The organism is Pseudosulfitobacter sp. DSM 107133, assembly GCF_022788695.1.
Classification (GTDB): Bacteria; Pseudomonadota; Alphaproteobacteria; order Rhodobacterales; family Rhodobacteraceae; genus Pseudosulfitobacter.
The window spans coordinates 3,609,423-3,635,847 of the sequence record NZ_CP085154.1 but is presented as its reverse complement, the minus strand read 5'-3'; the positions used below and the strand labels follow the sequence as shown (position 1 = coordinate 3,635,847).

Sequence of the window (26,425 nt, the reverse complement as noted above, 5' to 3'; positions counted from 1 at the left end):
TCGTTTGTTCCCCAAGTCTTTCCGCTGTCCCCACCAAAGCACAGTATTATGCCCGGCCGCCTAAGTTCTGCCCACGAAACAATCGCCCTGTCCCGTGTCCCTTCGGAAACAGGTGCGACTTGCGTCGTTCTCGATCGGTAGACACACTTCGCCCACGGATGCCCCTCGGGACTCCTTGAACGACGTTTGTCATTCCTAATAGTGATGCGACAGGTGGCGCCGAAAACCCGGCATTCCACAGACACCCTTCAGCCGTTGTCCGACTGTCCGGCCCGCAATCATAACCTTTTCGTGCGGCAGCACGCGGGTCTGATTGTCCTGTCCCCCCATAGCAAAGTGAATCGCTGTACCCTTGGTAGCAACTTCGCCAGCGACGCAGCAACAGAACTTAAATGTTGACTCGGGCTTTTGTGGAAAAGAATCTGGGGGCCTTATTTTGAAGGCTCAAAAAAGAAACGGCACCGCCTGAGCGATGCCGTTGCAAAACCGTCATAATTCTGTGTCTTGGCTTAGGCCAGCGCTTTGACGCGCGACGACAACCGTGACATTTTCCGCGATGCGGTGTTTTTGTGATATACACCCTTGGTGACGCCACGCATCAGTTCGGGCTGTGCAACACGAAGTGCAGATTCGGCTGCGGCCTTGTCACCGGAAGCAATCGCTTCCTCGACTTTGCGCAGGTATGTACGAATCCGCGAACGGCGTGCTTTGTTGATTGCGAAACGTTTTTCGTTTTGACGGGCCCGTTTCTTGGCCTGAGGCGTATTTGCCATGCTTATCTCGTCCCAATGATTGGTGCGGTAGTGTAAAAACAGCCAAAAGCTGCGGTGAAGACGCGTCTTTAGGCGCGCGGATGGTCCGAGTCAACGGCAGAGTTTATCGCGCCTGTGGCACCAACGCTGCCGCGCTGCTTACTTGTCGCGGAATTGCGGTTCACGTTTTTCCAGGAACGCCGCCATGCCTTCGGACTGATCGTCGGTGGCGAACAGTGAATGGAACAGACGGCGTTCAAACAGCAGACCGTCACGCAGCGGAACTTCAAACGCCTGATTCACCGATTCCTTGATCGCCATTACAGAAATCATCGACTTCGATGCGATCTTGACTGCGGCGGCCATGGCTTCTTCCATCAGCTTCTTGGTCGGCACAACGCGACTGACCAGCCCGCACCGTTCGGCTTCTTCCGCGTCCATGAAACGGCCCGTCAGGTTCATGTCCATCGCCTTGGACTTGCCCACGAAACGCGCCAGACGCTGTGTGCCACCAATGCCGGCCATCACGCCAAGGTTCACCTCGGGTTGCCCGAATTTGGCGCTTTCCGAGGCGATGATAAAATCGCACATCATCGCCAGCTCGCAACCACCGCCCAGCGCATAGCCCGACACGGCGGCAATCATTGGTTTGCGTACACGGGTGATTGCCTCGGTCGATTCGGTGAACAGATCGCCCGCGAAAACATCGACAAAGCTCTTCTGGCTCATCATCGCGATGTCAGCACCCGCTGCAAAAGCTTTTTCCGATCCGGTGATGACGATGCAGCGCACCTTTTCATCCTTCTGAGCCTCGGTAACGGCGTCAGCCAGTTCACCCAGCAGCTCTTCGCTCAGGGCGTTCAACGCGTCAGGGCGGTTCAGCGTGATGCGGGCGACGTGGTCGTCTACATCGACGATAATCGTCTCATAGGCCATTTGAATGCTTCCATTTGTTGCCTTCTGAGCGCGTTCCTTAACATGGGCGGTGCGCGTTTCAAGCTAAGTTTGACATATGCTACAGTAGAAGGACGACCGACCCGACTGCACAATTCGGTGAATGGTGCCGCCACATCCGGGCGTGCGACAGGGCTGCCCCTCGCGGCCGTAAACATCAAAGCTGTGCTGGAAATATCCAAGCTCTCCATCGGCTTGGCGGAAATCGCGCAGCGATGATCCGCCCGCGGCAATGGCATCGGACAGCACCGCGCGGATGACCGGAACAAGGGCGCGCACACGCGCTTGTGAGATGTTCCCGGCCTTGCGACGTGGCGACACACCGGCGCGAAAAAGGGCTTCGCAGACGTAGATATTGCCCAATCCCGCAACGATCCGCTGATCCAGAAGCGCCGATTTGACCGGCGACGCCTTGCCCTTGAACGCCTGCACCAGCACGTCCTCGTTGAACGCATTGCCCAGCGGCTCGGGCCCCAGCACGGCCAGCAGCTTGTGCTGCTCGGCGGTGGCGGTGTCCAACAGGTCCATCGCGCCGAACCGGCGCGGGTCGTTGAAGGTGATGCGGGCACCGTTGTCCATGTGCAGGACAACGTGATCGTGTTTCTCGGGGGCAGGGTGATTGTGTACGAACTGCCCCAGCGGATCGCCCGAGATCAGCATGCGGCCCGACATGCCCAGATGGATCAACAACGTCTCGCCGCTGTCCAGATCGGCCAGAATGTATTTTGACCGCCGGCGCAGGCCCAGCACCTGCCGCCCCGTCAGCCGCGCTGCCATTTCAGGGGGGAAAGGCCAGCGCAGATCGGGTCGGTTCACGTCCGCTTGGGCGATCACCGCGCCCTCCATCACCGGGGCCAATCCGCGGCGTACTGTCTCGACCTCTGGTAATTCGGGCATCGAATGGTTTCCTGTGACAAAAGGTGCGCATTGTGCGCAGGCCCCAGCGCCCTATAACAAGGCGGACTGACAAAGGCGACATTGACACGATGACCGACGATACCAACAAGACCACCCATTTCGGATTTGAAACCGTCCCCGAGGCTGACAAGGCCGGTCGGGTTCAGGGCGTATTCAATTCGGTCGCCAGCAAATACGACATCATGAACGATGTGATGAGCATGGGCATCCACCGGATCTGGAAGGATGCGATGATGGACTGGCTGGCGCCGCGCGCCGGTCAAAAGCTGCTGGATGTGGCGGGCGGTACGGGCGACATTTCGTTCCGCTTCCTGAAACGCGCAGGCAGCGGTCATGCCACGGTGCTGGACCTGACCGAACCGATGCTGATCGAAGGCCGCAAGCGCGCCGAGGCAGAACAGATGCACGACAGTCTGGACTGGGTCGTGGGCGACGCGATGGCGCTGCCCTTTGCCGACAACACCTTTGACGTCTACACAATCAGCTTTGGCATCCGCAACGTGACCCGCCCCCAAGAGGCGCTGAACGAAGCGTACCGCGTGCTGCGCCCCGGTGGCCGCCTGATGGTTCTGGAATTCAGCCAGCTGCCCAACGCCGCGATGCAAAAGGCTTATGACCTTTATTCCTTCAACGTGATCCCGCAGATGGGCAAGATGATCGCGAACGACCGCGACAGCTATCAGTACCTGGTCGAATCGATCCGCAACTTTCCCGATCAGGAAACATTCCTGGGCATGGTGCGCGCGGCCGGGTTCGAGAACGCCAAATACCGCAACATGACAATGGGCGTCGCCGCCCTGCATTCGGGATGGAAGATCTAGCGTGCGCGGACCTCACAACATCTGGCGGTTGATCCGCACCGGCGCCACGCTGGAACGCACCGGTGCGATGAACGTGGTGCTGGACGCCTTTGACGCACCCAAGCCGATCCGTTTCGTGGCCAGGCTGCTGGGCAAGCCGTTCATGTGGCTGGGCTACTATGGCGATCCGTCCATGCCTCCCGCGACCCGCGCACTGACGGCGCTGGGCCCGGCCTACATCAAATTCGGTCAGGTCCTGTCGACCCGTCCCGACGTGGTGGGCGAGGAACTGGCCGTGCAATTGCGCGTGCTTCAGGACAAACTGCCCCCCTTTGACGTCGCTGTGGCCAAACGCGAAGTTGAAAAAGAGCTGGGCCAGCCTGTCGACACGATTTTTTCCGATTTCAGTAAACCCGTGGCTGCGGCGTCGATTGCGCAAGTCCACAAGGCGACCCTGCGCGAAAGCGGTGAAGAGGTCGCGGTCAAGGTGCTGCGCCCCGGCATCGAGGCGGCCTTTCGCAAGGACGTGGACGCGTTTTACTTCGCGGCCCGACTGGTTGATGTTTTCGCCCCAGGGGCGCGGCGTCTGAAACCGATGGACGTGATCGAACATTTTGACGGTGTGGTGCGCGGCGAACTGGACCTGCGGCTGGAAAGCGCGTCGGCGTCGGAATTTGCGGCCAACACCACAAACGACAAGGGCTTTCGCCTGCCGCCGATCAAATGGGAATATTCCGCGCGTCGCGTGATGACGCTGGGCTGGGCCGATGGTGTGTCGATGGGCGACAATGACGCCATTGACGCGCTGGGCGTGGATCGTGTCGAGCTGTCGGAACGGGTGCTGCAACTGTTCCTGAACCATGCGCTGCGCGACGGTTTTTTTCACGCCGATATGCATCAAGGCAACCTCAAGGTCGCGGCGAACGGGGACATCATCGCCTATGATTTCGGCATCATGGGCCACATCGACGAATACACCCGCCGCGTCTATGCCGAGATCCTCTTTGGCTTTATCCGCAAGGATTACAAACGCGTTGCCGAGGTGCACTTCGAGGCCGGCTATGTGCCCGCCGACAAGGATGTCGACGAATTCGCCCGCGCTCTGCGCGCCGTGGGCGAGCCGATATTCGGCATGGACGCCACCCGCATTTCGATGGCGCGGCTGCTGAGCTATCTGTTTGAAGTGACCGAACGGTTCGGCATGGAAACCCGCACCGAGCTGATCTTGCTGCAACGCACCATGGTGGTGGTCGAGGGCGTGGCGCGGTCGCTGAACCCGCACATGAACATCTGGGAAGTCGCCAGCCCCATCGTCACCGATTATATCAAGACATCCATCGGCCCGCGCGCGGCCCTTCGCGATCTGGGCAAAACCGCAATGGTTCTCGCCCGTTTCGGCCCGCGCCTGCCCGCACTGGTCGAAGCCGCGCTGGTCCGTCAGTCCAAGGATGAGACCCCGCCACACCGCCCGTTCTGGCGCTGGATCGTTCTGGCAGGGTTTGGGGGCATGACCCTTGGGGGTGCCATATTCGCGCTGGCCCAGCATCTGGGTTAACGCGGAACGCTGTAACGCCTCTTCCCTGGTTTGAAAAACACTGCGGGGGCGCAACCTTTCGGCCTTTTCCGGGGCGTCAGCGGTGGCCAGAACCATCGCATTCGCACCGTCATTGATGCCGCTGACGACCTAGGTTAATGGGTCTAGACCCTGGTTGACAGCAGGCGACCCCCCGCGCATATCATCCGTCATGACGGATGATACTGACGCAATATTGACACGCCTGCCCAGCCGCCTGAAACAGGCGCGGCGCGGCCAAGGGCTGTCGCTGGACGCCGTGGCGAAATTGTCCGGTGTCAGCCGCTCGATGGTCAGCCAGATCGAGCGCGGCGAAAGCAGCCCCACGATTGCAACCTTGTGGAACCTGACGCGCGCCTTGCAGGTCGATTTCGCGGGGCTTCTGGACGGCGATGCGGCCACGGCAAGCATTGAGGTGCTGCGCAGCGTCGATGTGCCCACCATCGAAAACCGGGGCAGCGGTTGCCGCATCCGCATCCTGTCCCCGCCCGAAGAGGCGGGCCACCACGAGGTTTACGAGCTGCGCTTTTCCGAAGGTGGCATGCTGGACAGCCAGCCCCACACCCGCGGCGCGCGCGAACATCTGACGGTGATCGAGGGCACGCTGGACGTGACCAGCGCCGAGGCAACGCAGAGCATCGGCGCGGGCGACACCGCCCGCTATGCCGCCGACGTCCCGCACCGCATCACTGCAACCACCGCCGCGCGCGCCTTTCTGGTGGTACAGAGCGCCTGAAGCGGGGTCAGATGAATTTTTGACGTGCCGCTGCGAAAGAGGGCGGTTCGGGTGTGTCTTCGGGTGTATGCCCGTCGGCCACGCTCGCGCCCAGCGCCGTAACAACGGGCACCACGCCGCCCCACATGCCCAGATCCAGATCGGCGGGATCGTCTACCGGTGCTCCGGTGCGGACCTTGGCGCTGGCATGTTCGATCTCGATTGCAACCACGCCTGTCGCCTTGCGCTCTTGCGTTGTCATCGGGCGCACCTCGGTGCTGCGTCCCGGCAGCAGGTGGTCGGTGATCGCATCCAGTGCGGCGTCCAGTTCGGCCCCGGTGACCCGTCGTGCTGTGCCATGCACCACGACCGACCGGTAGTTCACCGAATGATGAAACCCCGACCGCGCCGCGACGATGCCGGTGATGTCGGTCACGCCCAGACAGACCGGCACCTGATCCAGCAGGGCAATCCGCGTTTTCGACGCGCCGTGAATGTACAATGTTTCACCAATCCGGGCATAGGCCATCGGCATGACCATGGGCCGGTCTTCGGCGACAAAGGCGACATGACCGACCAATCCGCTATCCAGAATGGCGTGAATGGTATCGGTGTCGTAACGCGCGCGTCTGGATTGGCGGGCACGGGCATATTTGGGCTGCATCAGAATTTCCTTGTGTTGACGCCTGTCGGCTTACGATGCAGATTGGTATTTAAAAATATCCAGTTTGATAAAGAATGACCAAACCACTTTCCATACCACTGATGTGCCACCCCAGCGCCAAACGGCCCGAAGCGCTGGCGGTACAGGTCTATCGTGATCTGCTGGAGGCGGTGCGCACGGGGCGTTTGGGCGATGGCAGCCGGTTGCCGTCCAGTCGCGCGGCCGCTCAGGCGCTGGGATTGTCGCGTAGTACGATCAATCTGGCCTATGAGCTGCTGCGCGCGGAGGGGGTGATTGAGGTCAGGCAAGGGGCCGCGCCCCGGGTGATTGCCCCTGTGACCGGCCCCCCAAGGAAAACAGCCAAAGCCGTGCGAATCCCGTCGCAACGCGGACGGCAACTGGGCGAAGTCCGCCGGGACAGCGCGACGGCACAAGCATTGGGCCGGATGGCACCGGGAGAGCCGAGCGAGGCGCTGTTTCCCGCAGATGAATGGGCCCGCGCCCTGCGGCGTGCAGCGCGCCGACAGCATGGTCCTGTGTCCTCTTATGCAACGCCCCATGGTCTGCCCGAGTTGCGCCGCGTTCTGGCCGGGCGTTTGGCGACGGATCGCGGGCTTGCCGTTGATCCCGAACAGATCCTGATCACCACCGGCACCCAAGGGTCGCTTGCCCTTGCCGCGCAGGTTCTCAGCGATGCAGGCGACCGGGCGGCACTGGAAGACCCCGGCTATCCCGGTGCCCGCGCCGCCTTTTTGGGCGCGGGGTTGCACCTGCATGCGATGCCGGTCGATGCAGAGGGCGCACGACCCGATGCGGTGCCCAAAGACACGCGGCTGATCTACCTGACGCCATCCAACCAGTACCCAATGGGCATCCGCATGTCGCATGCGCGGCGCGTTGCGTTTCTGAACATGGCGCAGCAGACGGGCGCGCTGATCCTTGAGGACGATTACGACAGCGAATTCCTGTGGCGCGGCCGCGAGATCGCGGCGTTGGCGGCCGAGGCGTCGGCCGGTCAGGTGATCTATATGGGGTCGGCGTCAAAGGTGCTGATGCCCGCGCTGCGGCTCGGCTGGATGGTGGTGCCGCCAGACCTGGTCGACCCGCTGCGCACGGCGCAACGCAATCTCGGGCTGATGGCGAACCTACATGCGCAGCACGCACTGGCCGATATGATGCACACAGGGCGCTATCGCGCACAGCTCAAGCGGATCGCGCGGGTGTACGAGGGGCGGGGGCGTGCGTTGGCGCAGGCGTTGTCGTCGCTTGACGGCGTATCGGCCAGCCAGCCCGATGGCGGCGTGCAGGTTACCGCCCTATTTGACGGAAGGTTGACCGAAGACGCCGCGCTGGCGGCTGTGTCGGCACAGGGTTTTCAACCTGCCAAATTGTCTGACTATTGTTCAGATGTCGCGAATTGCGGGCTGGTCATCGGCTTTGCCGACGCCACGCCCGAGCGGATTGCGGCCTTTGTCGATGCCTTGCGGGCACTGTGATCCAGTATACTGGAAAAATTTCCGCGATAGAGAAATCCTCTATTTGGGAATCATTTCCGGTATGCTAGATAACCGGCAAAGAGGAGCCATCCATGACCCAAGCCTTTCTGCACCACATTACCAAAACGCTGGCCGAGATCGACGCCGAGGGCCTGACCAAGGTCGAACGCCTGATCACCTCGCCCCAGGGCGGCAAGATCCGTGTCGCGGGCCGCGAGATGATCAACCTGTGCGCCAACAACTATCTGGGGCTGGCCGATCACCCCGACCTGATCCGCGTGGCGCGGGATACGATGGACCCGAAAGGGTTCGGCATGGCCTCGGTCCGCTTCATCTGTGGCACGCAGGACATGCACCGCGAGCTGGAGCAAAAGCTGGCCGCTTTTCTGGGCAAGGACGATTCGATCCTGTTCGCCGCCTGTTTCGACGCCAACGGTGGCCTGTTCGAGCCGCTGCTGGGTCCCGAGGATGCGATCATATCCGACGCGTTGAACCATGCGTCGATCATCGATGGCATCCGCCTGTGCAAGGCGAAACGCTATCGCTACGCCAACAGCGACATGGACGACCTTGAGGCGCAGCTGAAACAGGCGCAGGCCGACGGTGCGCGGTTCATCATGATCGCCACGGATGGCGTGTTCAGCATGGACGGATATCTGGCAAATCTGCCCGACATCACCCGGCTGGCCGAAGCCTATGGCGCGCTGGTCATGGTCGACGACTGCCACGCCACCGGCTTCATGGGGCCAAAGGGCGCGGGCACCCCGTCGCATTTTGGCGTCGACGTGGACATTCTGACCGGCACGCTGGGCAAGGCGCTGGGCGGGGCCATCGGCGGCTATATCGCAGGCCCGCAGCCGGTGATCGACCTGCTGCGCCAACGCGCGCGGCCCTATCTGTTCTCGAACGCCCTGCCGCCCGCGATTGTCGCGGCGGGGATCGAGGCGCTGCGGCTGGTCGAACAAGGCGACACCTTGCGCGCGCAGCTGTTCGAGAACGCGAAATACTGGCGCAAGGGGCTGGAAGCGTTGGGTTTTGACCTGTTGCCGGGTGAGCATCCGATCATCCCCGTGATGCTGGGCGAGGCACAGTTGGCGCAGGACATGGCGTCGAAACTCTATGACGAAGGCGTCTATGTTTCGGGCTTCTTCTTCCCTGTCGTGCCGCGCGGACAGGCCCGTATTCGCACGCAAATGAACGCCGCGCTGACCCGCGATGATCTGGACCGCGCGCTGGATGCATTCAAGACGGCTGGCAAGGCCTGTGGGGTGATCTGATGACAACGAACGAAATGAAAGCCCTGTCCAAACTGCACGCCCGCGCAGGGCTGTGGATGGTCAACGCGCCGGTGCCCGAGATCGGCCCCGATGATGTGCTGATCAAGATCAACAAGACGGGCATTTGCGGCACCGACATCCACATCTGGAACTGGGACGACTGGGCGCAGAAAACCGTGCCCGTGCCGATGATCACCGGCCACGAGTTTGCCGGCGAAATCGTCGAGATCGGCCGTGATGTGCAAGGGCTGGAGCTGGGCCAGCGGTGCAGCGGCGAGGGGCACCTGATCGGCACCCAAAGCCGCCAAAGCCGCGCGGGCAAGTTTCACCTTGATCCCGCAACGCGGGGGATCGGGGTGAACGAACAGGGGGCCTTTGCCCAATACCTGCGCCTGCCGGCATTCAACGTGGTGCCGCTGCCGGATGAGATCAGCGACGACATCGGCGCGATCCTTGATCCGCTGGGCAACGCGGTGCACACGGCCCTAAGCTTTGATTTGATCGGTGAGGACGTGTTGGTGACCGGCGCCGGTCCCATCGGCATCATGGCCGCCGCAGTGGCCCGACATGCGGGCGCGCGGCATGTGGTGATTACCGACGTGAACCCCGACCGGCTGACGCTGGCCGCGCAGGTGGCGGATGTGGTGCCGGTGAACGTGACGCAAGAGGCGCTGCCGGACGTGATTGCACGGCTGAAGATGAAGCAGGGCTTTGACGTCGGCATGGAAATGTCCGGCAACCAGCAGGCGCTGGATCAGATGGTCGAGGCGATGACCATGGGCGGGCGCATTGCGATGCTGGGCATTCCGCCGGGCAAAAGCCCCGTCGACTGGAGCCGGATCGTGTTCAAGGCGATCACGATCAAGGGCGTCTATGGCCGCGAGATCTTCGAGACGTGGTACAAGATGATTGCGATGCTGGAAAACGGTCTGGACGTGTCACGGGTGATCACTCACCGGTTCCATGTGGACGACTTCGAGGCCGGATTTGCGGCGATGAAGTCGGGGCAAAGCGGCAAGGTCGTGCTGGACTGGACCTGAAAGGGCGACAACGCCCGACCGTTTCAGGGTCGGGCGTGAGCGTTCAACCTTGCGGTTTCAGCGACACGCGACCTTTGTCGGTCAGTGTCCAGCAGTCGCGTCCTTCGAACACTGCTACGGTCATTGGCTTGCCATAGCCCGCCCCTGTATCCAGATTGACACGGTTGCCGTAATGGGTGGCCACCTCTACCGGCGTATGCCCGTGCACGATCAGCTTGGGGTGGGGCGCGGTGTGTTCGTGAAACTCTTCCCTGATCCAGATCAGATCGTGCTCGGTTTGCTGGTCCAGCGCCACACCGGGGCGCACCCCAGCGTGGCAAAAGAACAACTCGTCGGTCTCATGACTTAGCTTGCACTGCGCGATGAATTCCATATGCGCCTTTGGAACCGTCTGGCGCGCCTCGGCGTGCACGTTGATCTGGCGGCTTTTTACGGTGAATTCGATGCCATAGGACGCCAGCGTCGTGTCGCCGCCCAGACGCGGGTGCAACCAGTACAGCTCGACCGGCAAATAGGCTTCTTGAACGGGATAATCCTGCATCCACCAGTCGAACATGCGATCATGATTGCCCAGCAGAAAGGTCCAGTCGCGCCCCGCATCACGGCCCGCAATCAGTGTGTCCAGCACCGCGCAACTGTCTGCGCCACGGTCGATATAGTCTCCGACGAACACGACGCTTGCGTCCGTTCCGCCATCGGCCTCGATCAAGGCAAGGATGCGGGTCAGTTCGCCAAGCTGTCCGTGAATGTCGCCGACGGCGTAAATGGGTTTGGTCATGAAAAATCCTTGGGCTGTGCAGGCTGCGTCGACGACGGGAATATGCTTAGCAGCGCCTTGGTGCAAGTGAACGTCAGACTTGACAGAATTGGGTCCGGTCCGGTCTTATTGTCTTTGCGTTGGCGGACGTATTGCCGCCTGATTTTACATAGGAAATTGAAGATGCGGGGAATTGCACATTATTTCATGCTGGCAGCCGTCATCAGCGTTGTTTTGGGCATGATCTGGGGCCTGCAAATGGCCATCAGCGGCGATCACACGATGCTTCCGGCACATGCACATCTTAATTTGGTGGGTTGGGTCACACTGGCGTTGTTTGCGATCTACTATCATCTGGTCCCGGCGGCAGGCGAAGGGTTGCTGGCACGGGTGCATCTGGTGGTCGCCATTGTGGGTGTGATCGTGATGGTGCCGGGGATTGCAGTGGCCCATTCCGGCGGGCCGGAGATTGCGGCAGCCGTTGGGTCGCTTATCACTTTCGCAAGCATGTTGATCTTTCTGGCGACCGTGGTGCTCCAGGGTCGCCAGAGTTAATAGCGCGTCAGGTCAGGCGACGACGAATTCCAGCGGCTTGACCTGATTGAACATGCCGGTGCCTTCCAGCGTTTTCAGAACGTCGTTGGGCAGCGCATCGTCGATATAAAGCAGCGCAATCGCTTCGCCACCGGCTTCGTTGCGGCCCAGGGTAAAGTTGGCGATGTTCACGCCATTCTTGCCCATTGTGTTGCCCAACAGGCCGATGATGCCCGGAACATCGTTGTTGGTGGTGTACAGCATGTGCTGGCCAATCTCGGCGTCGATGTTGATGCCTTTGATCTGGATAAAGCGCGGCTTGCCGTCGCTGAACACCGTGCCGGCCACCGAACGCTCGCGCTTTGAGGTGACGACGGTCACCTTGACATAGCCGTCAAAGACGCCGGATTTGTCTTGGTTGGTGGTGCTGATCTGGATGCCTTTTTCACGCGCAACCACGGGGGCCGACACCATGTTCACGTCGGGGTTGGCACGTTTCATGATACCTGCAACCACACCGCAGTTCAGCGCATCAAGGTTCATCGCGCCGACCGAACCGTCGTACAGGATGTTGATCGCGCGGATCGGCTCGTCGGTCATCTGGCCGATGAACGATCCCAGATGCCCCGCCAGCGTCAGCCACGGGCCCATCACCTTGGCCTCTTCCGCCGTGACCGACGGCATGTTCAGCGCGTTTTCAACGGCACCGGTCAGCAGATAGTTCGCCATCTGCTCGGCCACTTGCAACGCCACGTTTTCCTGCGCTTCGGTTGTTGCCGCGCCCAGGTGAGGCGTGCAAACGACATTGGGCAGATTGAACAGCGGGTTCTCGGTTGCGGGCTCTTCCTTGAACACGTCAAAGGCGGCGCCGGCGACATGGCCCGATTTCAGGGCTAAGGCCAGCGCTTCCTCGTCCACCAGACCACCGCGGGCACAGTTGATGATGCGCACGCCTTTCTTGGTCTTGGCGATGTTTTCTTTCGACAGGATGTTGGCCGTGGATTCGGTGTAGGGAACGTGCAGCGTGATAAAGTCGGCACGCTTCAGAAGCTCGTCCAGTTCGACCTTTTCAACGCCCATACGGTCGGCTTTTTTGGTGCTCAGGTAAGGATCGTAAGCGACGACTTTCATCTTCAGGCCGCGCGCACGGTCGCAGACGATGCCACCGATGTTACCGGCCCCGATTACGCCCAGTGTCTTGCCGGTCAGCTCGACGCCCATGAACTTGGACTTTTCCCATTTACCCGCGTGTGTGGATGCGCTGGCCTCGGGGATCTGGCGCGCCACGGCGAACATCATCGCAATTGCGTGTTCGGCGGTGGTGATCATGTTGCCAAAAGGGGTGTTCATGACAATCACGCCCTTTTTCGATGCGGCGTCCTTGTCGATGTTGTCGGTGCCGATACCGGCGCGGCCGACGACCTTGAGGTTTTCAGCAGCGGCAAGGATCTTTTCGGTGACCTTGGTGGCCGAGCGGATCGCCAGACCGTCATATTTGCCGATCACCTCGGCCAGCTTGTCCTTGTCCTTGCCCAGGTTGGGCTGGAAGTCGACTTCGATGCCGCGATCTTTGAAGATTTGTACAGCCGCGTCGCTGAGGCTGTCGGAGATAAGTACCTTGGGAGCCATGTCAGTGGTCCTTCATTGAATAAACGGGGGGTGGGACGGGGCGAACAGGGCTATGTGCAAGCCGGGCGTTCACCCCGTCTGGATTATGCGTTGATTTCAGTCTCGAAAGCCCATGCAAGCCACGGCAGCATCGCTTCGATGTCCGATGTCTCGATGGTTCCGCCGCACCAGATGCGCAGGCCCGCAGGGGCGTCGCGATAGGCACCGATGTCCAGCGCCACGTCGGCATCGGCCAGACGGTTCGCCACGGCCTTGGCAAAGGCCGCGCCGTCGGTGATGCGCGCATCGTTGAACTTCAGGCAGACGGATGTGTTCGAGCGGATCGCGGGGTCGGCCGCCAGAAATTCGATCCAGTCGTTTGCGTCCACGAAATCGGCAACGGCCTTGGTGTTGGCATCGGCCCGTGCGATCAGACCTTTCAGCCCGCCGACCGACCGCGCCCACTCAAGCGCTTGCAGGTAATCCTCGACGCACAGCATCGATGGGGTGTTGATGGTCTCACCCTTGAAGATGCCCTCGATCAGCTTGCCGCCCTTGGTCATGCGGAATATTTTCGGCAGCGGCCATGCGGGCGTGTAGCTTTCCAGCCGTTCCACAGCGCGCGGGGACAGGATCAGCATCCCGTGAGCCGCTTCGCCGCCCAACACTTTTTGCCAGCTGAACGTGGTTACATCCAGTTTGTCCCACGGCAGGTCCATCGCAAATGCGGCGCTGGTTGCGTCGCACAGGGTCAGGCCCGCGCGGTCGGCAGGAATGGCGTCGCCGTTGGGCATACGCACGCCCGAGGTGGTGCCGTTCCAGGTAAAGCAGACGTCGTTGTCATAGTTCAGCGCGGCCATATCCACGATCTCGCCGTATTCGGCGGTGTGGGTGGTGGCGTCGATTTTCAGCTGTTTGACCACATCGGTGACCCAGCCTGCGCCAAAGCTTTCCCAGGCGACCATTTCGGCGGGGCGTTCACCCAGCAGCGACCACATTGCCATTTCAAAAGCGCCGGTGTCGGATGCGGGAACAATGCCGATGCGGTAGTCGGCAGGCACGCCAAGGATCTCGCGGGTGTCCTCGATCGCCTTCAGCAGCTTGGCCTTGCCAACGGCTGCACGGTGCGAACGGCCCAGGGGCGCGTCGGACAGGTTGTTCAGATTGAATACGGGGGGTTTGGCACAGGGGCCGGAAGAAAAACGCGGGTTGGCCGGCCGCGCTGCCGGTTGGTCAATAACCATTTCTGGTATCCTCTCAGATAATCGCCCTTCGTTGGGGAAGGGTGTCCCACCGACGCATCTACGGGCGTTCGGTGGGTGGCGCAATGCAGAAAATACCCCTATAGCGCCGCTTGGATAACTTTTTGCGACATCAATGGAGCGGATCGGAAACATGGACACTTTTATCTGCACGCTGATCGCAGCCCCCGGCGCGCTGCAACCCGAACTGGCCGAGGCGCTGCGCAATGCCTGGGGCGGTGGTGCGGTGGACTGGCTGGCAGCGGATGAAGCCGCGGAGTTCACGCTGGTGCAGATGCCCGACAACCGCTGGGATGTCTGGGCCGATGTGCAAAAGCTGGGCGTCGATCTGGTGATCCAGCCTGCCAACGGGCGACGCAAGAAGATGCTGTTGGCCGATATGGACAGCACCATGATCCAGCAGGAATGCATTGACGAACTGGCAGATGCCGCAGGCGTGGGGGATTTCGTCAAGGATATCACCGCCCGTGCGATGAATGGCGAGCTGGATTTTGAATCGGCCCTGCGCGAGCGGGTCGGTTTGCTCAAGGGGCTGGATGCAACTGTGATTGATCAGGTTCTGGCCCAACGGATCACCTATATGCCCGGCGGCGCGACCCTTTTGGCGACGATGAAGGCCAACGGCGGCCATGCGGCGTTGGTGTCGGGCGGGTTCACGGCGTTTACGGCTGCGGTTGCGGCATATCTGGGCTTTGACGAAAACCGCGCCAACACGCTGATCATCGAAGACGGCACGCTGACGGGCACGGTCGGTGATCCGATTCTGGGCAAACAGGCCAAGGTTGACGCGCTGGAACAGATCACCGCGCGGCTGGGCATTTCGCAGGCTGACGTGATCGCCGTGGGCGACGGGGCCAACGATCTGGGTATGCTGCATCGCGCAGGCACCGGCGTGGCGTTGCATGCCAAGCCGGTGGTGGCTGCCGAATGCGATGTGCGGATCAACCACGGCGACCTGACGGCGCTGTTGTTCATCCAGGGCTATGCGCGATCGGACTTCGTCTGATCCTCGGGCTTTCACATCGAATCGCCATGCTGTGGTAGGGTGAAGGCATAGGTCAAACCAGCAAGGAGCCAGCATATGCCCAATTTCATTTTTGCCTATCATGGCGGTACGACGCCGCAGACACCCGAAGAAGGCGCCGCCGCGATGGCCAAATGGGTCGCGTGGTTCGAAAATCTGGGGGCCGCTGTGGTGGATGGTGGCAATCCGGTCGGACAATCCAAGACCGTGACAGCATCGGGCGTCACGGGAGACGGCGGCGCGAACCCGCTGTCCGGCTACTCGGTGATATCGGCGGCAGACATCGACGCCGCCGCCGAAATGGCCAAGGGATGCCCCATGGTTGTAGACGGCAGCGGCTCGGTCGAGGTTGCCCCGATTATCGAGATGTAGGTTGCGCTAGATCAGCGCGGGTGCGGCGCGTACCGCTCCTGTCACCAGATCGCGCCGGTTGCTTATCGGCGCGTTCAGGTACTTCAATGTTTCGGGGTGATCGGCTTCCAGCACGCCCAGCTTGACCAGAATCGCCGCAACCGCGCATTCGGCGGCGCGGGTGCCGCCATCTTCGATCTTCAGCGCCACGCCCATCTTCAGCTCGGGGATGATGGCGATGAAAAACGCCTCGGCTCCGGTTTTGATCGCCACCTTGCCGCCCATCGCGCGCATCAGATTGGTGCAGGCGCGACCTTCGCCCGCCACCAGATCGGGGTGCAGCATCATTGCGGACCGCAGGCGTTCTTCGGCGCTGCCTGTCGGGGCGGCGGCAAAATGCGACATGGCGCGGGCCATGCCATGCAGGCTGGTGGCAAAGTTCGGGGCGCTGCATCCGTCGATGCCATAACCGGGGCTTGATTCGCCTGTGACACGCTCGAACGCCTCAAGACAGGCGCGTTGTACCGCATGGTCAGGCTCGACATACTCGGACCCCGCGCCCAGATGTTTGTTCAGCGTCAGAAAACCGCTGTGCTTGCCCGAACAATTGTTGTGCATCTGACAGGGGCTTTCATCGGCCCGGATCAGCGCATTGCGCGCATCGCGGTCGTCGGGTTCTTGCGGGCCGCAGCGGAAATCGTCGTCGCGCATGCCCAGATGGTCCAGCCATTTGGTCACCCGGTCGGTGTGGATCGCCGCACCGTTATGCGAGGCACAGGCCAGCGCCAGATGTTCGGTGCCCAATCCATAGGCATCCGCCGCACCGCTTTCGATCAGTGGCAGCGCCTGAATCATCTTGGCCGACGAGCGCGGCAGGATCACGGCTTGGGGATCCCCCCAGGCATGTACGATCTGGCCACTGTCATCACAGACCACCGCATGCCCGCGATGGACGCTTTCCATAAACGGACCGCGCCAGATTTCAGCCATTGCAACGGAATTCGACATAGTTCACCTCACAACTTGGCGAAAACCTGCCAATTTAGGTTTCGCCTGTCGCGCCTTTCGCGCTAATATGTTTCTTGTCGAGAAGAAATGAGGCAGTTGCAAGAGAAGGCCCCGAACAAGGGGTAACCGGCAATGCCCCGCGTATTGAGGCTAAGGACAGTCTGGAGGCTGGACAGATGGGATTTATGAATACAACGACTGGTATGTTTGGCATGGCGGGGCTGGCGCTGGCTTTGACCGTGAATACCGTCGCTGCACAAGACCAAAGCACCAACCGGGTTGCAGCCAAAACCGACTGGAGCGTCTTTGTCGAAGACAACCCGACTGAATGCTGGAGTGTGTCGACCCCGAAGGAAACCGTGAACACCCGCGACGGACGTGTTGTCGCCGCGACGCGCAGCCAGATCCTGTTGATGGTGTTCTATCGCCCCAGCGCCGAGGCCAAGGGTCAGGTTGCCTTTACCGGCGGATATCCCTTTGCCAGCGGCAGCACCGTTAATCTGAACATCAGCGGCAGCGAATTTGAGCTGTTCACCGATGGCGAATGGGCGTGGCCGGCAACCGCGGCCGATGACACCAAGATCGTGACAGCGATGAAACGCGGTGCCGATGCGATTGTCACCGGCGTGTCCGGCCGTGGCACCCAGACCAAAGACACATTCTCGCTGTTGGGCTTTACCGCAGCCGTGGAAGAAGCCGAAAACCGCTGCGGCGGTTGACCGCGCTGGGTTTGCGGGGCGAATCCTTTTGATCCTGCCCCGCTTTCCTATATAGAGGCGCATCACCCGAACCCCGGAGTTGCCCGATGTCTGCCGATGCGCCGATCACCCAAGATGTTATGACCATCCCCCGCAAATTGCCGGAAGGGCCCCAGAACCTTGTCGGTATGACGCGCGAGGCGATGCGCGCGGCGTTGATCGCCACGGGCACGCCAGAGAAGCAGGCCAAGATGCGGGTGGGCCAGATCTGGCAATGGATTTACCAATGGGGCGTGCGCGACTTTGACGCGATGACGAACCTCAGCAAAGCGTTTCGCGCTGAACTGGCCGAAAAATTTGTGATCGAAATCCCCGAAGTCGTGTCCAAACAGGTCAGCACCGACGGCACCCGCAAGTGGCTGGTGCGCATCGCGGGCGGGCACGAGGTCGAGGTCGTCTATATTCCCGAAGAGGGCCGCGGCACGCTGTGCATCTCGTCCCAGGTTGGCTGCACGTTGACCTGTTCCTTCTGCCACACCGGCACGCAAAAGCTGGTGCGCAACCTGACGGCGGGTGAAATCGTCGGGCAGGTGATGATGGCGCGCGACGATCTGGGCGAATGGCCCGAACATGGCAAACGCACGGAAGACGCGCGTTTGTTGTCGAACATCGTTCTGATGGGCATGGGCGAGCCGCTGTACAACTTTGAAAATGTGCGCGACGCGATGAAGATCGCCATGGACCCCGAAGGCATCCAGCTGTCGCGCCGTCGCATTACACTGTCCACGTCCGGCGTGGTCCCCGAGATTGCGCGTACCGCCGAGGAAATCGGCTGTCAGCTGGCCGTGTCGTTCCACGCCACCACGGACGAGGTGCGCAACAAGCTGGTGCCGATCAACAAGCGCTGGAACATCGCCGAGCTGCTGGACGTGCTGCGCACCTATCCCAAGGTCAGCAATTCGGAACGTATCACCTTTGAATACGTGATGCTGGACGGGGTGAACGACAGCGACGAAGACGCGCATCGTCTGGTCGAACTGATCCGCGGCATTCCTGCCAAGATCAACCTGATCCCGTTCAACGAATGGCCCGGTGCGCCGTACAAGCGGTCGTCCAATAACCGTATCCGTGCATTCTCCGAGATCGTTTATCAAGCCGGCTACGCCAGCCCCGTCCGCAAACCGCGCGGCGAGGATATCATGGCGGCCTGTGGTCAGTTGAAATCCGCGACCGAGCGCGCGCGCAAATCGCGTCGCGAAATTGCGGCGGAAACCGGTCTGAATTAAACCTGCGCGGGAAATTGTGCCAGAATGAGACACAGTTGCCATCAAGAAACACTGATTGTGTACGATTTGTGCCAATGACCGGCACCATCCTGTTCCTGCAACATTGTAGGAACAGGAGATGTTAAGATGTCCATTTTTGTCAAAACGGACGCATTGGTCGCCGCACAGGTGCTGGAACTGATCACGCAAGAGCGTTCAAAGTCGCTTTCCAAACGCGAATGGCAGCATCGTATTGCCGGATATGGCTATTGTGTGCGCGACACACAGTATGGCCAGATCGTCGAAACGCTGCCACATCATGTGCCGGTTTGCACGCTTCCGGTCGATCTGACGGCCTGACAGAACGCGCCGCTATTGACGACGCGCAGCCATACCTTGTGCGACACCCTGCGCAAAGGCCGCGGCAAGCGGCGGCATCGGGCTTGTCTCAGGTTGGTGGCCAGCCTGCGCGCCTGACAAGGGGGCGCTGTGTGCGGGTCTGGGTGGCTTGCGGGCCATAACCATCAATATCAGGCCCAGACCGAAAAAACCGCACCCGAAGATGGCGCTGGCTGTGATCGGATCGGTCACTGTCAGCAACAGCATAAAACCGGATGCAGATAGAAACCCAAGACCGATCAGGGTCATAAGCCCGCCGACACCGCCCAACGCATAGCGTTGGACGGTCAGGTGGATGCGATGGCGCAGTGCTTGGAGCATGCGTTTACGACCGGCGTGTGGCCATAAGGCCCACAAGAAATCCGACGCCGGCCGCTATTCCAACGGCCAGCGCGGGTTGCTTTCGCACCGCGTCTTCCGCCTGACCGTAATATTCCTCGGCCAGTTCTTGAGCGTGCTCACCAGCTTCGACGGCGCGGACGCGGGCATATGTCGCCTGATCCGAAGCCGATTGCTTCAGGTCTTTCGCGCTTTGTTTTACACGCGACGCGGCCTCGTTCTTGCTGTCGGTGGCCAGTTGGCCCAGCAATGTTGTCAGTTCCGCGATGTCGGAGCGGATTACGTCAATTTGTGCGGACACGTCCGAACTGTCCGTGGCGTGAAGTTTGGCTTTGGTCGAAGCAAGTGCATTAGACATGTTGGCCTCCTGAATTCCAGTTTCACCACCACAACGCAGCCGAACAGCGACAGGTTCCGTTTAACGTCCGGGAATTGAGTCGCGCGGCTTGGTCGTCTCCCAGTTCTCGATCACCTCGACCGCTTCTTCTGCGGTTTCGACAAAGCGGAACAGGTTCAGATCCTCGGCCGAGATGGTGCCCGCATCGGCCAGCGCGTCCCAGTTGATGATCTTTTCCCAGAACGTCCGCCCGAACAGCAGGAAGGGCACGCGCTCCATGCGTCCGGTCTGGATCAGGGTCAGTGTTTCGAACATCTCGTCCAGCGTGCCGAACCCGCCCGGAAACACGCAGATGGCGCGGGCGCGCATCAGAAAGTGCATCTTGCGAATGGCAAAGTAGTGAAAGTTGAAGCACAGCTCGGGGGTGACATATTCGTTCGGGGCCTGTTCGTGCGGCAGAACGATGTTCAGACCGATCGACTTGCCGCCTGCCTCTTGCGCGCCACGGTTGCCGGCTTCCATCACGCCGGGGCCACCGCCAGTGACAATAACGTTTTCCTGACCGTTGTATTCCATCGACTTTAGCGTCACCTGACGGGCGAAATCCCGGGCAACGTCATAGAAATGCGACAGGTCGGCCAGCGTTTTGGTGCGGGCGGTTTCCTTTTTTGCAGGCGATGGGATGCGCGCGCCGCCGAACAGGACAATCGTCGATTTGATCCCCTGTTCATCCAGCATCAGCGTGGTTTTCATCAACTCCAGCTGCAACCGGACAGGGCGCAGTTCCTCGCGGCACAGGAAATCGTCGTCTGTAAAGGCAAGATGGTAGGCAGACGAGCGCGTTTGCGGCGTGTCTGGAACTTCTTTTGCCTTGGAACGGTCGCTGCCTGCGTGGCGCAGCGGGTGGTGTGCAGATTTGGTCATGCCTGTCTCCGGTGTGGTGTTGTGGTCAACATGCATGGGTTTGGCGGCATTGGCCACGCGATTTTGGGCGCCAAAGCGTCGCCCGCGTGCATTGCGTGAAAGCGGCTCAGACGGTAAAGGGGCTGAAATGTCCCAACTCTGGAATTTACACCATGTCCAATGCCCAACTTGAATCCTCTATCGAAGCTGCATGGGAAACCCGCGACAGCATCACCCCCGCAACCACTGGTGAAACGCGCGAAGCCATCGAAGACACGCTGAACGCGCTGGACAGCGGCAAGCTGCGCGTTGCCGAAAAACAGGCTGACGGGTCGTGGCATGTGAACCAGTGGGCCAAAAAGGCGGTTCTGTTGGGTTTCCGCATCAAGGACATGGAACAGCAGGACGGCGGCCCCCAGGGCGGCGGCTGGTGGGACAAGGTTGACAGCAAGTTCAAAGGCTGGGGCGACAACCAGTGGAAAGCCGCGGGTTTCCGCGCGGTGCCCAACTGTGTGGTGCGTAAGTCGGCGTTCATCGCACCCGGCGTGGTGCTGATGCCGTCATTCGTGAACCTTGGCGCCTATGTGGACGAGGGCACCATGGTTGACACATGGGCAACCGTCGGCAGCTGTGCGCAGATCGGCAAGAACGTCCACCTGTCGGGTGGTGTCGGTATCGGCGGCGTCCTGGAGCCCATGCAGGCGGGTCCGACCATCATCGAGGACAACTGCTTTATCGGGGCGCGGTCCGAGGTTGTCGAAGGCTGCATCGTGCGCGAAGGCTCGGTTCTGGGCATGGGCGTGTTCATCGGCCAGTCGACCAAGATCGTGGACCGCGAAACCGGTGAAGTCACCTATGGCGAAGTGCCTGCGGGTTCGGTCGTTGTGGCAGGCACGCTGCCGTCCAAGAACAACGTCAGCCTGTATTGCGCCGTGATCGTGAAAAAGGTCGATGCGAAAACACGCTCGAAGACCTCGATCAACGAGCTGCTGCGCGACTGAGGGAACCAAAAGGACCCGCTGTCTGTTGTCTCTCCAACACAACACATTGGAGAGACAAGATGACAGGATTGGGTTGGTTTGCGGCGATTATCGTCGGGGCCCTTGCGGGGTGGATTGCCGAAAAGATCATGAACTCGAACATGGGCTTGCTGGCAAACATCGGTCTGGGGATCGTTGGCGCGATCGTCGCCAACTTCTTGCTGGTGACAATCGTCGGCAGCACGCTGGTCGGCTGGATCGGCCAACTGATTGTGGCTGTGTTTGGCGCCTGCCTGCTGATCTGGGTCACCCGGTTGATCCGCGGCCGCGCCTGAACCCTTTTCAGGACGGCAAGAACACGTTAGGGCTGCCGCATCTTCATGCGGTGGCCCTTTTCATGTCTGATATCAAAAAAACCAAGAAACCCTCGCGTCAGCAGGTCTATACGCTGCTGGTTCAGATCGGCCGCAAAAAGGGCGACGGGTTGCCCGACAAGGCGACCGGCGCTGCGCTGATGTGCTTTGCCAGTGGCGTGGACGAGGCCGAAGCCGTGCGCGAAACCGTGGCGATCCTGAAGCAGGCAGACACCGCGCCGCTGGACGTTACAGGCTACGGCACCCTGGCCGAGCGCGAGGAAGAAGGCCACGAGATCGACGACGAAGAGCGCGCGCTGATGCAACAGGCGTTGGACGAAAACGCGGTGATCGTGGCGCAGGTCACGCCCTTTTACGACAAGCTTTAGTGCGCTTCGCCAAACCAGTTGCGATAGAGAGTGGCATAGGTGCCGTCTTCGCGCAGGCTCAGCAGTACCTGATTGATGTCTTCGCGCAGCGCACTGTTGGTGGGCAGCGCAATGCCATAGTTCTCGCCTTTGAATACAGATCCGGTCAGTTCTGCCAGACCTGCACCGGCAGTGTTGACGTAATAGGCCAGCACCGGTGCATCAAAAACGACGGCGTCCAGTTGGTTGGTCTCGAACTTCTCGATCAGGGAGGCCAGATCGGGTGACCCCTCCGAGCGCAATTCGCGCGCGTCCATAAACACCTGCGCGGTACTGCCCTCGATGGTGCCAACGCGTTTGCCATAAAGATCATTGATTGATCCGACAGACCCGTTGATTGCATCGACCGTCATGGCGGCTGTGATATGCGCCACGAACAACGACACGATGAACAGCGACGAAATCACCAACAACACGCCGAACACACGACCAAAGGGGCTGCGCGGCATCCGTTCCTCGAACCCGCCGTTGACCACAAGGTTCAGCGCCCACCAGAATGACGGAAAGATCGCCTGCCGCAGTGGTTTGTCAAAATATTCCTGCGAACGCTTTTCAAAATGCCACATCAACATGCCACCGGCCAGAAGCAGGGCAAAGGCACCCAGAATGGCAATCACCAGATCCCACGACATCAGCGCAGACCAGATCGACGCGCCGCTGCCCGCTTGGGGATGCACCATGATTTGCAGACCCGAGGCAAAGATCGGCTGGGAAAAATCCATATCAAGCTCGCGGCGCGCCGTGATCGAGATATTGGCGATGGCCGCATCAGAGGTCCCGGTCTTTACGCTGTCCAGCATATCGCCAAAACTGTCGTAACGCACAAACTGATAGGGGCGGCCCAGCTTGGCGGCAATCTCGTGCCACAGGTCAATGGAGAATCCGGTATCCTTACCGTCCACGACCATGGAAAATGGTGGCCGTGTGACAGTGGCAATCGACAGCTCCTGGGCTGCGGCCTCGGACAAAAGGCAGCAGGCGAACAAGATCGCAAGAAAATTACGGATCATCCCCTAACCCCATTATTTCCAACGGGGTTAATGCAAGGCTTTTGACCCTGCAAGGGTGCGCAAGCGTCAAGCGGCGCGTTGATCCGTCAAAGTGACAGCTTCGAACCATTTTAGCACCGGAAAGGCCGGTTTTCCGTGTTCTGGCAGGGTTATACGTTCGACATCACGCAATACGCTGTTGTTCAACAGGTCGTTTTTGCGGCGCAGGCGCCCGATATACAGGCTTTCGGCCCATGTGCCTGCGGTCAGCAGGGTTTCATGGCCCGGCAGCAACAGCTGCGTATAGGTGATCACCGGCCCGCTGGGCGCTGGATGCGCGGCGTGCCCGTTCATAAGGTGGCGCGCGGGGACCAGAACGGCCTGCTGGTTGAACAGATATTCAACATCCGACCCGCGCAGAACCAGCCGTTGATCGGGGGCAACGATGATGTCCTGTTGCAGATCGAAATAGGGCGCCCGCAGGCGGACGGGGGAAAAGCTGCCGCGCGCAGGCACGGTGCGGTCGATGCGGTGCAGCACCGGCACGACACCCGACTGTTCGGTCATCACCGTATCGCCGCGCTGCAATTCGCCCACCGGACGATAGCCTTCCGGCGTCGCGGCCATAACCGACGGGTCCAGCGACGGCATCGGGCCGATGGGTTCAATCCGGGTCGACACGGCGGCAAAGATCACATCCTGTGCCAATACGCGGTCGGTCTGGCCCAGGATCAATTCGCGCAAGTCCGACACCAGAAACGGCTTGGGGTCTTTGATCGGCACGCTCAGAACTTCGCCCTGCTCGGGTTCTTCGATCGACAGACGCGCCCAGTTGGTTGCGGTGTCCCAGGCATAGGTCACGCGCAGCACATCGGTACGCGCAAAGGTCTTGCGCCGGATTGCGCCGTGTACAACCGTACTGTCGTGGCTGTGCACCATCGAGATTCCGCCGCCGGGAATGGCCTGAAACGTCAGGCTGCGCGGCCAGGGATGGCCTGCGGAAAAGCCGAACAGTTCCTGCGGCCGGCCATCGGGTGACATCCGCGTTTCCAGCATCAGGCTGCCGCGTGTCAGCATCGCCTCGTCGGCCATATCGCATTGCGGTGCGTCGTGGTGATCAAGCCCCAGCCCATTGGCGCAAAAGCGGCCTTCGCGGGTGTCGAGTAGTGCAATCCAAGCCATAATCAGGCGACCTTTTGTGCGCGGCGCCACAGGTCCGCTTCAAAGTGTTTCAATGTCCGGCGCGCGGCGGGCGAATAGCCCTGCCCGGTTGCCGGGTCGAGTTCGGGGAACAGGGCGCAGATCTCGTCGAGGATGTCTTTTTCAAAGCTCTTCTCGGTCTGCGGTCCGGGCAGGAAAGACTCTGTTGCCAGCCCTTCCGAAAACACCACCTGATGCCTGTCGAACATCAGATGGACATAGGTCACCTCGCCCCCCGCACGCGCGCGCACGGAACGGTCGTTCACCAGGTCCTTGGCGGCGACCAGCACTTCGGACTCGCCGAAGAGCAGTTCGGCCAGACTGTCGCGGATCAGGATGCGGTGTTCAGGCGAGACCAGCAATTCGCGGTGGCTGCCAAAGGTATTGGCGCGCACGCAGATAGGCGCAAATTTTCCCGCCGCCGCCACGGTGCGTTGTCCGATCCAGCGCAAGGGCTGGGCACCGTCGTCTTGTGTCATCACCAGATCGCCGGGCACCAGATCCTCGACCCGCGCCTCGCCTTGCGGAGTTGCAATCATGGTTCCGGCAACAAAACAGGGGATCGAACTGACGTTGACATAGCCGATATCGGTATTGTCGCCGTTGTCGATCTCATAGGTAAAGTTGAAATCTTCAGCGTCGCCATCACCAATCAGCGTCAGCGTGCCGTCGGCGTTCAGCATCACCTGCTGGCCTGTGGGCAGGGTGACGGTCTGACCGGCCACCACGGCCATGTTGTTGATATGGGTGATGGTCAGACTGCCGGCACCGTTGTTGATGTCATTGGCCAGCACATCGACGATCTTGGTGCCATCGGGGGCCACATGCGCGTCGTCGGTGTTGGCCACCAGTTGCGTCTGCACCGAATTCGCAGCGATCAGCAGGTTTGAATCGTAGTTGGCGTCCGACACGTCCGCGATGCCGATGCGAATGCTGTTCAACTGGCCTGCGTTCACCGGAATTGTCAGGGTCATCGTGATGGTCAACCCGTCCATCTCGGTGTTGTAGTCGTCATTCGAGTTGTCCAGATACATGTTCTGGTTATTGGTTTCGTTCACGTTGCCGGGGTCGGTGTCGCCATTGCCAATCGTCATTTCGACAAACTGGCCGTTGATCCAGACGCCGACAAAGTCCTGATAGACCGAATTCTGGAACTCGGGATATTCTTCGGATGAAAACACAAACTGCATCGTCATCACGTCGCCGGTGGGCACAAAATCGACGTCCAGCCAGGCCGCATCATAGGTGCGTGTGCCCGCCTGTTCGTTAAAATCGCTGTTATTGTTGCGACCGGATGTGTTGGTCGAAGTGTTTGTCGAGGTGTTCGTGTTTGTGCCCCCCCACCAGCTCCCGGAGGTGTAATCCTGCGCGTTGCCTGTGGACAGAATCACGCCGGTGTCGCTGGGGGTGGCGCCGGGCGAGACACTATCGCCGTTGGTATAGATACCGGCAGAATCGCGGTCTCCGGTATAGGTTGCCCCATACACCGTGACGCCATCGCCAAAGATGGTTTGCGCCATATCCGTGGCGTCTGTACCTTCGCGCACCGTCTGGATGGGAAGTTCGCTTGCTATAGCCATGTCTGCCTCTTGCCCTTAAGCGAGACAGATCAATCAGCAGCGCACAGTTATCCTGTGCCCATTACGCCATGCGGTTTTTGCATGTTTGTGCCATACGTTGATGGCGGTACTGCTGAATGCCCTGCCTCGGGTCATGTTATTGCCGCAAGCCTAGCATGTATTTTTGGAGTTTGTTAACAAAAACTCCATGTAAAGAGCGCGGTTTTGTGCCGATTTCGCCA

At 60.5% G+C, this 26,425-nt stretch carries 29 protein-coding genes; 15 read left to right on the top strand and 14 right to left on the bottom strand.

All coding sequences use genetic code 11. The features are described from left to right. Positions 1–509: 509 nt before the first annotated feature. The 3 genes from rpsT to mutM all read right to left on the bottom strand — a co-directional run bounded on the left by rpsT (position 510) and on the right by mutM (position 2,603). Positions 510–773 (bottom strand): 30S ribosomal protein S20, encoded by a 264-nt coding sequence (gene rpsT, locus DSM107133_RS18075; protein ID WP_028955532.1) that lies wholly within the window; start codon positions 771–773, stop codon positions 510–512. Between the two features lie 138 nt (positions 774–911). Continuing rightward, a complete protein-coding gene (locus DSM107133_RS18070) occupies positions 912–1,688 on the bottom strand; it encodes an enoyl-CoA hydratase (RefSeq protein WP_114291796.1) in 777 nt (258 codons plus the stop codon). A 63-nt stretch (positions 1,689–1,751) separates the two neighbouring features. Continuing rightward, entirely contained in the window at positions 1,752–2,603 is an 852-nt protein-coding gene (gene mutM, locus DSM107133_RS18065; protein ID WP_114291795.1) for a bifunctional DNA-formamidopyrimidine glycosylase/DNA-(apurinic or apyrimidinic site) lyase, read from the bottom strand. Positions 2,604–2,692: 89 nt separating this feature from the next. Between mutM and ubiE the strand changes: the two genes are divergently transcribed. The 3 genes from ubiE (at position 2,693) to DSM107133_RS18050 (ending at position 5,733) form a co-directional block, all read left to right on the top strand. Further along, positions 2,693–3,445, top strand: coding sequence for a bifunctional demethylmenaquinone methyltransferase/2-methoxy-6-polyprenyl-1,4-benzoquinol methylase UbiE (gene ubiE, locus DSM107133_RS18060; protein WP_114291794.1), 753 nt, complete (start codon positions 2,693–2,695; stop codon positions 3,443–3,445). Between the two features lies 1 nt (position 3,446). Continuing rightward, positions 3,447–4,979 carry a 2-polyprenylphenol 6-hydroxylase gene (ubiB, locus tag DSM107133_RS18055; protein ID WP_114291793.1) on the top strand — a complete coding sequence of 511 codons (1,533 nt, stop codon included), beginning with the start codon at positions 3,447–3,449 and terminating at the stop codon, positions 4,977–4,979. 190 nt (positions 4,980–5,169) lie between these two features. Continuing rightward, on the top strand, positions 5,170–5,733 hold the full coding sequence (locus tag DSM107133_RS18050; RefSeq protein WP_114291792.1) for an XRE family transcriptional regulator: 564 nt from the start codon (positions 5,170–5,172) through the stop codon (positions 5,731–5,733). A 7-nt stretch (positions 5,734–5,740) separates the two neighbouring features. On the opposite strand, the gene DSM107133_RS18045 is transcribed toward DSM107133_RS18050, so the two are convergent. Continuing rightward, complete coding sequence (locus DSM107133_RS18045) at positions 5,741–6,376, bottom strand: pyridoxamine 5'-phosphate oxidase family protein (protein WP_114291791.1); 636 nt, start codon at positions 6,374–6,376, stop codon at positions 5,741–5,743. 74 nt (positions 6,377–6,450) lie between these two features. Between DSM107133_RS18045 and DSM107133_RS18040 the strand changes: the two genes are divergently transcribed. The 3 genes from DSM107133_RS18040 to tdh all read left to right on the top strand — a co-directional run bounded on the left by DSM107133_RS18040 (position 6,451) and on the right by tdh (position 10,189). Then, positions 6,451–7,872 (top strand): PLP-dependent aminotransferase family protein, encoded by a 1,422-nt coding sequence (locus DSM107133_RS18040; RefSeq protein WP_114291790.1) that lies wholly within the window; start codon positions 6,451–6,453, stop codon positions 7,870–7,872. Between the two features lie 92 nt (positions 7,873–7,964). Next, complete coding sequence (locus tag DSM107133_RS18035; RefSeq protein ID WP_114291789.1) at positions 7,965–9,149, top strand: glycine C-acetyltransferase; 1,185 nt, start codon at positions 7,965–7,967, stop codon at positions 9,147–9,149. Then, positions 9,149–10,189 (top strand): L-threonine 3-dehydrogenase, encoded by a 1,041-nt coding sequence (tdh, locus tag DSM107133_RS18030; protein ID WP_114291788.1) that lies wholly within the window; start codon positions 9,149–9,151, stop codon positions 10,187–10,189. The genes DSM107133_RS18035 and tdh overlap by 1 nt, the downstream gene beginning before the upstream one ends. Positions 10,190–10,232: 43 nt before the next feature. Here tdh and DSM107133_RS18025 read toward each other — a convergent pair whose 3' ends face one another. Beyond that, complete coding sequence (locus DSM107133_RS18025; protein WP_114291787.1) at positions 10,233–10,967, bottom strand: metallophosphoesterase family protein; 735 nt, start codon at positions 10,965–10,967, stop codon at positions 10,233–10,235. A 162-nt stretch (positions 10,968–11,129) separates the two neighbouring features. Between DSM107133_RS18025 and DSM107133_RS18020 the strand changes: the two genes are divergently transcribed. Continuing rightward, complete coding sequence (locus DSM107133_RS18020; protein ID WP_114291786.1) at positions 11,130–11,501, top strand: hypothetical protein; 372 nt, start codon at positions 11,130–11,132, stop codon at positions 11,499–11,501. A gap of 12 nt (positions 11,502–11,513) precedes the next feature. Here DSM107133_RS18020 and serA read toward each other — a convergent pair whose 3' ends face one another. Together serA and DSM107133_RS18010 are read right to left on the bottom strand one after the other, a co-directional pair. After that, positions 11,514–13,109 carry a phosphoglycerate dehydrogenase gene (serA, locus tag DSM107133_RS18015; protein WP_114291785.1) on the bottom strand — a complete coding sequence of 532 codons (1,596 nt, stop codon included), beginning with the start codon at positions 13,107–13,109 and terminating at the stop codon, positions 11,514–11,516. A gap of 83 nt (positions 13,110–13,192) precedes the next feature. Beyond that, positions 13,193–14,332 carry a phosphoserine transaminase gene (locus tag DSM107133_RS18010; protein WP_114291784.1) on the bottom strand — a complete coding sequence of 380 codons (1,140 nt, stop codon included), beginning with the start codon at positions 14,330–14,332 and terminating at the stop codon, positions 13,193–13,195. Positions 14,333–14,483: 151 nt separating this feature from the next. On the opposite strand from DSM107133_RS18010, the gene serB reads away from it, so the two are divergent. Together serB and DSM107133_RS18000 are read left to right on the top strand one after the other, a co-directional pair. Further along, positions 14,484–15,356 (top strand): phosphoserine phosphatase SerB, encoded by an 873-nt coding sequence (serB, locus tag DSM107133_RS18005; RefSeq protein ID WP_114291783.1) that lies wholly within the window; start codon positions 14,484–14,486, stop codon positions 15,354–15,356. Positions 15,357–15,431: 75 nt separating this feature from the next. Continuing rightward, complete coding sequence (locus tag DSM107133_RS18000; RefSeq protein WP_114291782.1) at positions 15,432–15,746, top strand: YciI family protein; 315 nt, start codon at positions 15,432–15,434, stop codon at positions 15,744–15,746. A gap of 6 nt (positions 15,747–15,752) precedes the next feature. Here DSM107133_RS18000 and DSM107133_RS17995 read toward each other — a convergent pair whose 3' ends face one another. Continuing rightward, complete coding sequence (locus DSM107133_RS17995) at positions 15,753–16,733, bottom strand: asparaginase (RefSeq protein WP_114291781.1); 981 nt, start codon at positions 16,731–16,733, stop codon at positions 15,753–15,755. A gap of 203 nt (positions 16,734–16,936) precedes the next feature. Between DSM107133_RS17995 and DSM107133_RS17990 the strand changes: the two genes are divergently transcribed. From DSM107133_RS17990 to DSM107133_RS17980, 3 genes are all read left to right on the top strand, one after another. After that, the gene (locus DSM107133_RS17990; protein ID WP_114291780.1) at positions 16,937–17,452 is read left to right on the top strand and encodes an invasion associated locus B family protein; all 516 of its coding nucleotides are present in this window, start codon (positions 16,937–16,939) and stop codon (positions 17,450–17,452) included. An 86-nt stretch (positions 17,453–17,538) separates the two neighbouring features. Continuing rightward, on the top strand, positions 17,539–18,717 hold the full coding sequence (gene rlmN, locus DSM107133_RS17985) for a 23S rRNA (adenine(2503)-C(2))-methyltransferase RlmN (RefSeq protein WP_114291779.1): 1,179 nt from the start codon (positions 17,539–17,541) through the stop codon (positions 18,715–18,717). A 126-nt stretch (positions 18,718–18,843) separates the two neighbouring features. Beyond that, on the top strand, positions 18,844–19,056 hold the full coding sequence (locus tag DSM107133_RS17980; protein ID WP_114291778.1) for a hypothetical protein: 213 nt from the start codon (positions 18,844–18,846) through the stop codon (positions 19,054–19,056). Positions 19,057–19,068: 12 nt separating this feature from the next. On the opposite strand, the gene DSM107133_RS17975 is transcribed toward DSM107133_RS17980, so the two are convergent. From DSM107133_RS17975 to DSM107133_RS17965, 3 genes are read right to left on the bottom strand one after another with little or no spacing between them, the layout of a single operon-like run. Continuing rightward, entirely contained in the window at positions 19,069–19,416 is a 348-nt protein-coding gene (locus DSM107133_RS17975) for a phage holin family protein (protein WP_114291777.1), read from the bottom strand. 4 nt (positions 19,417–19,420) lie between these two features. Next, a complete protein-coding gene (locus DSM107133_RS17970) occupies positions 19,421–19,792 on the bottom strand; it encodes a DUF883 family protein (protein WP_114291776.1) in 372 nt (123 codons plus the stop codon). A gap of 60 nt (positions 19,793–19,852) precedes the next feature. Next, the gene (locus DSM107133_RS17965) at positions 19,853–20,695 is read right to left on the bottom strand and encodes a TIGR00730 family Rossman fold protein (RefSeq protein WP_114291858.1); all 843 of its coding nucleotides are present in this window, start codon (positions 20,693–20,695) and stop codon (positions 19,853–19,855) included. Between the two features lie 152 nt (positions 20,696–20,847). Here DSM107133_RS17965 and dapD point away from each other — a divergent pair, with 152 nt between their 5' ends. The 3 genes from dapD (at position 20,848) to DSM107133_RS17950 (ending at position 22,396) form a co-directional block, all read left to right on the top strand. Further along, the gene (gene dapD / locus DSM107133_RS17960; RefSeq protein ID WP_114291775.1) at positions 20,848–21,675 is read left to right on the top strand and encodes a 2,3,4,5-tetrahydropyridine-2,6-dicarboxylate N-succinyltransferase; all 828 of its coding nucleotides are present in this window, start codon (positions 20,848–20,850) and stop codon (positions 21,673–21,675) included. 59 nt (positions 21,676–21,734) lie between these two features. Next, entirely contained in the window at positions 21,735–21,989 is a 255-nt protein-coding gene (locus DSM107133_RS17955; RefSeq protein WP_114291774.1) for a GlsB/YeaQ/YmgE family stress response membrane protein, read from the top strand. Between the two features lie 62 nt (positions 21,990–22,051). Further along, a complete protein-coding gene (locus tag DSM107133_RS17950; RefSeq protein ID WP_114291857.1) occupies positions 22,052–22,396 on the top strand; it encodes a hypothetical protein in 345 nt (114 codons plus the stop codon). On the opposite strand, the gene DSM107133_RS17945 is transcribed toward DSM107133_RS17950, so the two are convergent. The 3 genes from DSM107133_RS17945 to DSM107133_RS17935 all read right to left on the bottom strand — a co-directional run bounded on the left by DSM107133_RS17945 (position 22,393) and on the right by DSM107133_RS17935 (position 26,204). Then, positions 22,393–23,445 carry a transporter substrate-binding domain-containing protein gene (locus DSM107133_RS17945; RefSeq protein WP_114291773.1) on the bottom strand — a complete coding sequence of 351 codons (1,053 nt, stop codon included), beginning with the start codon at positions 23,443–23,445 and terminating at the stop codon, positions 22,393–22,395. The genes DSM107133_RS17950 and DSM107133_RS17945 overlap by 4 nt on opposite strands. A 66-nt stretch (positions 23,446–23,511) precedes the next feature. Then, positions 23,512–24,606 (bottom strand): Hint domain-containing protein, encoded by a 1,095-nt coding sequence (locus DSM107133_RS17940; RefSeq protein ID WP_114291772.1) that lies wholly within the window; start codon positions 24,604–24,606, stop codon positions 23,512–23,514. A 2-nt stretch (positions 24,607–24,608) separates the two neighbouring features. Beyond that, a complete protein-coding gene (locus tag DSM107133_RS17935) occupies positions 24,609–26,204 on the bottom strand; it encodes a Hint domain-containing protein (RefSeq protein ID WP_114291771.1) in 1,596 nt (531 codons plus the stop codon). Between the last annotated feature and the right edge of the window lie 221 nt (positions 26,205–26,425).

What these genes read in the sequence shown, in the direction of transcription:
- rpsT (WP_028955532.1), bottom strand. Translation starts at nt 773, where the DNA reads ATGGCAAATACGCCTCAGGCCAAGAAACGGGCCCGTCAAAACGAAAAA.
- DSM107133_RS18070 (WP_114291796.1), bottom strand. Translation starts at nt 1,688, where the DNA reads ATGGCCTATGAGACGATTATCGTCGATGTAGACGACCACGTCGCCCGC.
- mutM (WP_114291795.1), bottom strand. Translation starts at nt 2,603, where the DNA reads ATGCCCGAATTACCAGAGGTCGAGACAGTACGCCGCGGATTGGCCCCG.
- ubiE (WP_114291794.1), top strand. Translation starts at nt 2,693, where the DNA reads ATGACCGACGATACCAACAAGACCACCCATTTCGGATTTGAAACCGTC.
- DSM107133_RS18050 (WP_114291792.1), top strand. Translation starts at nt 5,170, where the DNA reads ATGACGGATGATACTGACGCAATATTGACACGCCTGCCCAGCCGCCTG.
- DSM107133_RS18045 (WP_114291791.1), bottom strand. Translation starts at nt 6,376, where the DNA reads ATGCAGCCCAAATATGCCCGTGCCCGCCAATCCAGACGCGCGCGTTAC.
- DSM107133_RS18040 (WP_114291790.1), top strand. Translation starts at nt 6,451, where the DNA reads ATGACCAAACCACTTTCCATACCACTGATGTGCCACCCCAGCGCCAAA.
- DSM107133_RS18035 (WP_114291789.1), top strand. Translation starts at nt 7,965, where the DNA reads ATGACCCAAGCCTTTCTGCACCACATTACCAAAACGCTGGCCGAGATC.
- tdh (WP_114291788.1), top strand. Translation starts at nt 9,149, where the DNA reads ATGACAACGAACGAAATGAAAGCCCTGTCCAAACTGCACGCCCGCGCA.
- DSM107133_RS18025 (WP_114291787.1), bottom strand. Translation starts at nt 10,967, where the DNA reads ATGACCAAACCCATTTACGCCGTCGGCGACATTCACGGACAGCTTGGC.
- DSM107133_RS18020 (WP_114291786.1), top strand. Translation starts at nt 11,130, where the DNA reads ATGCGGGGAATTGCACATTATTTCATGCTGGCAGCCGTCATCAGCGTT.
- serA (WP_114291785.1), bottom strand. Translation starts at nt 13,109, where the DNA reads ATGGCTCCCAAGGTACTTATCTCCGACAGCCTCAGCGACGCGGCTGTA.
- DSM107133_RS18010 (WP_114291784.1), bottom strand. Translation starts at nt 14,332, where the DNA reads ATGGTTATTGACCAACCGGCAGCGCGGCCGGCCAACCCGCGTTTTTCT.
- serB (WP_114291783.1), top strand. Translation starts at nt 14,484, where the DNA reads ATGGACACTTTTATCTGCACGCTGATCGCAGCCCCCGGCGCGCTGCAA.
- DSM107133_RS18000 (WP_114291782.1), top strand. Translation starts at nt 15,432, where the DNA reads ATGCCCAATTTCATTTTTGCCTATCATGGCGGTACGACGCCGCAGACA.
- DSM107133_RS17995 (WP_114291781.1), bottom strand. Translation starts at nt 16,733, where the DNA reads ATGTCGAATTCCGTTGCAATGGCTGAAATCTGGCGCGGTCCGTTTATG.
- DSM107133_RS17990 (WP_114291780.1), top strand. Translation starts at nt 16,937, where the DNA reads ATGTTTGGCATGGCGGGGCTGGCGCTGGCTTTGACCGTGAATACCGTC.
- rlmN (WP_114291779.1), top strand. Translation starts at nt 17,539, where the DNA reads ATGTCTGCCGATGCGCCGATCACCCAAGATGTTATGACCATCCCCCGC.
- DSM107133_RS17980 (WP_114291778.1), top strand. Translation starts at nt 18,844, where the DNA reads ATGTCCATTTTTGTCAAAACGGACGCATTGGTCGCCGCACAGGTGCTG.
- DSM107133_RS17975 (WP_114291777.1), bottom strand. Translation starts at nt 19,416, where the DNA reads ATGCTCCAAGCACTGCGCCATCGCATCCACCTGACCGTCCAACGCTAT.
- DSM107133_RS17970 (WP_114291776.1), bottom strand. Translation starts at nt 19,792, where the DNA reads ATGTCTAATGCACTTGCTTCGACCAAAGCCAAACTTCACGCCACGGAC.
- DSM107133_RS17965 (WP_114291858.1), bottom strand. Translation starts at nt 20,695, where the DNA reads ATGACCAAATCTGCACACCACCCGCTGCGCCACGCAGGCAGCGACCGT.
- dapD (WP_114291775.1), top strand. Translation starts at nt 20,848, where the DNA reads ATGTCCAATGCCCAACTTGAATCCTCTATCGAAGCTGCATGGGAAACC.
- DSM107133_RS17955 (WP_114291774.1), top strand. Translation starts at nt 21,735, where the DNA reads ATGACAGGATTGGGTTGGTTTGCGGCGATTATCGTCGGGGCCCTTGCG.
- DSM107133_RS17950 (WP_114291857.1), top strand. Translation starts at nt 22,052, where the DNA reads ATGTCTGATATCAAAAAAACCAAGAAACCCTCGCGTCAGCAGGTCTAT.
- DSM107133_RS17945 (WP_114291773.1), bottom strand. Translation starts at nt 23,445, where the DNA reads ATGATCCGTAATTTTCTTGCGATCTTGTTCGCCTGCTGCCTTTTGTCC.
- DSM107133_RS17940 (WP_114291772.1), bottom strand. Translation starts at nt 24,606, where the DNA reads ATGGCTTGGATTGCACTACTCGACACCCGCGAAGGCCGCTTTTGCGCC.
- DSM107133_RS17935 (WP_114291771.1), bottom strand. Translation starts at nt 26,204, where the DNA reads ATGGCTATAGCAAGCGAACTTCCCATCCAGACGGTGCGCGAAGGTACA.